Annotated in this window: 3 protein-coding genes; 2 read left to right on the forward strand and 1 reads right to left on the reverse strand. The window is 44.8% G+C overall.

What is annotated here, in order from left to right; all coding sequences use genetic code 11:
- The coding region (locus AB4653_RS25535) for a helix-turn-helix domain-containing protein (RefSeq protein ID WP_372105624.1) at window positions 1-234 on the reverse strand (234 nt) is incomplete at its 3' end.
- A 115-nt stretch (window positions 235-349) separates the two neighbouring features.
- Here AB4653_RS25535 and AB4653_RS25540 point away from each other — a divergent pair.
- Together AB4653_RS25540 and AB4653_RS25545 are read left to right on the forward strand one after the other, a co-directional pair.
- Window positions 350-1,498, forward strand: a complete 1,149-nt coding sequence (locus tag AB4653_RS25540; RefSeq protein ID WP_102257666.1) for a PLP-dependent aminotransferase family protein — start codon at window positions 350-352, stop codon at window positions 1,496-1,498.
- Between the two features lie 311 nt (window positions 1,499-1,809).
- Entirely contained in the window at window positions 1,810-2,799 is a 990-nt protein-coding gene (locus AB4653_RS25545; RefSeq protein WP_102257667.1) for a rhodanese-related sulfurtransferase, read from the forward strand.
- The last annotated feature ends 238 nt before the right edge of the window (window positions 2,800-3,037 follow it).

Consider the following 3,037-nt stretch of genomic DNA (forward strand, 5'->3'; position numbering starts at 1 on the left):
CTCTACCACTGACGACGTGGTATCGAACATCAATTGATTGGCCGCATACTCCATTCGAGTGCGTCGAATGTACTGATGTAGCGACTCCCCAACCACGCTTTTAAAGGTGCGGTGGAAGTGTTGTTCTGAATAAGCCGCAATCTCGGAGAGCGCTTTTGCCGACAAAGGCTGACTGATGTCTTGATGAATATGGAACAGAACATCATTGATTCGGGATAAGTGTTGTCGTGACATCGTTTAAATAGCATAAATGGACATGTTTAAGAGCATAAACGGACACGCTAGTTTTTACAATTGCCGTGTAATATCAAGCGATAGAATAAAAACGAAAAACGACGAGACACAACACATGGAAATCGCACAGTCATTACAACAGATTCAATCTTCATACATTCGAGAGATCCTCGCAGCCGCAAGCGATCCAAATGTCATCTCATTGGCCGGTGGTTTACCGGACGAGAAAACATTCCCTATCGATTTAATGAAGCCAACGCTAGAAAACTTAGCGAACATGCCTGAAGTTTTCCAATACGGTTCTACTGCGGGTTACGGCCCGTTGCTTGATCACCTTACGCAAAGCTACCAATTGCCAGAGACTCACACAGCAATGATCTGTACCGGTTCTCAGCAAGGTTTGGATTTGATTGCACGAGCGTATGTTGATCCGAATGATGTGGTTGTGATGGAAGCGCCAAGCTACTTGGGTGCGATGCAAGTGTTTGGCTTAGTTCAAGCAAACATTGCGACCGTGTCTCAAACTGAATTTGGCCCGAACCTAGACGAACTGGAAACGTGCTTTGCAGAGCAATCACCGAAAATGTTCTACGCCGTGCCAGATTTTCACAACCCAACAGGTGTATGTTGGGCAACAGAAACTCGTCAAAAAGTGGCTGAACTGTGTATTAAATACAACGTGGCATTCATTGAAGATGCGCCTTACCGCGAGCTACGCTTTACAGGCACTGAGCTGCCAATGGTTTCTTCGTTCTGCCCTGATAACTCTATCGTTCTTCGTTCATTCTCTAAGATTGCATCGCCAGGTCTACGTATTGGCGCGGTAACAGGTAAACGCAGCTACCTTGAGCCACTAATCAAAGTGAAGCAAGGCGCGGACTTACACTCAAGTGTACCAATGCAAGCGCTGCTTGTTGGTCTTCTAAAACATGAAGATTTCAACCTGCACATGGAAAATATTCGTACCCTTTACAAGTCTCGTTATGAAGTGCTGTTTTCAGAGCTAGAAAAACAGCTGCCTACTGACTGTGTATTAAAATCCGTTGATGGCGGAATGTTCATTTGGGTTGAAATCCCAGAGTGCGATACCTTCGAATTAGCTAAGACTCTGCTATCGAATGGCGTAGCGGTAGTACCAAGCCCAGTATTCTATCCAAAGGCTGATGAAGCTAAAGCTGCACTGCGCTTAAACTTCACCAACGCCAACCCAGAAGAATTAACAGAAGCGGTAAAACGCTTAGCGGAAGTACTTAACCAAGCGTAATCGCTGATTAAGTCAGACAGATTCAATACCAAGGCCCTGCTGTTTTTACAGCAGGGCCTTTTGGTTTGGGAATACGTTGTTGTAATTCGAACCTGATAAAACAGTTTCATTGAACTTCCTAGCCCATAAACCACACAAATAGAAATGATAAATAGCCCTATTTTTGGTTGGTTTTTGTCCATCCTTGGCTTGGTTATACTGCGGCGGATTTTAATAAGCCAATATGGGCAAACCTGAGTGAATTAAACTCAGTCTGTATCATAAAAGGCAACGCTCTGGATTTACGTTCCAGCTCGCAGAAAGGAAAAACCATGTCTCAATATGTTGTATGTGCTCTGTATAAATTCGTAGCACTTGATGATTACCAAGAAATTCGCCAGCCACTCACTGACGTGTTAGAAGCCAACCAAATCCGCGGTACTTTGCTACTTGCGAGTGAAGGTATCAACGGCACCGTTGCAGGTAAGCGCGAATCTATCGACGCTCTTCTTAAATGGTTCAAACAAGATTCTCGTTTGGCTGATGTTGTTTACAAGGAGTCGTTCAACGAAGAACAACCATTCAACCGCACCAAGGTTAAGCTCAAGAAAGAGATCGTAACCATGGGCGTTGAGGGTATCGACCCACGCCACGTTGTCGGCACTTACGTGAAACCAAACGAATGGAACGCATTGATCTCTGATCCTGATGTGATTCTGGTTGATACTCGTAACGATTACGAAGTCGATATCGGTACATTCAAAAATGCTGTAAACCCAAACACAGAAACCTTCCGTGAATTCCCTCAATACGTTGAAGAAAATCTCGATCCTAAGAAACACAAAAAAGTCGCGATGTTCTGTACTGGCGGTATTCGTTGCGAAAAATCAACAGCCTACATGAAAGAACAAGGCTTTGATGAGGTTTACCACCTTGAAGGCGGCATTCTTAAGTACCTAGAAGAAGTACCAGAAGAAGAGAGCATGTGGGAAGGCGACTGCTACGTATTTGACGGTCGTGTTGCAGTAAACCACCAGCTAGAAAAGAGCGGTTACGATGTGTGTAACGCGTGTCGTTTGCCAATCACTGACGAAGACAAAGCCTCTGAACACTTCGAGAAAGGCGTAAGCTGCCCTAAGTGTATTGATAAGCACAGCGACGAGCAGAAAGCCCGTTTCCGCGAACGTGAAAAGCAAGTTCAACTGTCGAATGCCCGTGGCGAAACCCACGTAGGCGGCGATGCTGCTCACCTTATCGAGCAACGCAAAAAAGAGAAGCTTGCACACAAAGAGCAGCAACGCTCTGGTAAGAAAGCGAAGTAATCCTTCTGCTTTCAACACGCATAGTTCCAAACATATAACTATAAATAGTTAGCTATATACATACAAAAGGGCGCAAGTTCGAAGATGATTCCTCGAGTTTGTGCCCTTTTTTGATCGCTTTACGGCTTTGTGTTTTGAACCACATTTCTTTCGATAAATTGCTTCTATACTGTCAGGGCGTGTTGACCTTCCGCGGTTGGATTTTGTTCGAGATAAAAGCGTTTTAATCGCGGCGAGG

The sequence above is a fragment of the Vibrio sp. 10N.222.48.A3 genome, from assembly GCF_041475345.1.
Lineage (GTDB): Bacteria > Pseudomonadota > Gammaproteobacteria > Enterobacterales > Vibrionaceae > Vibrio > Vibrio tasmaniensis_A.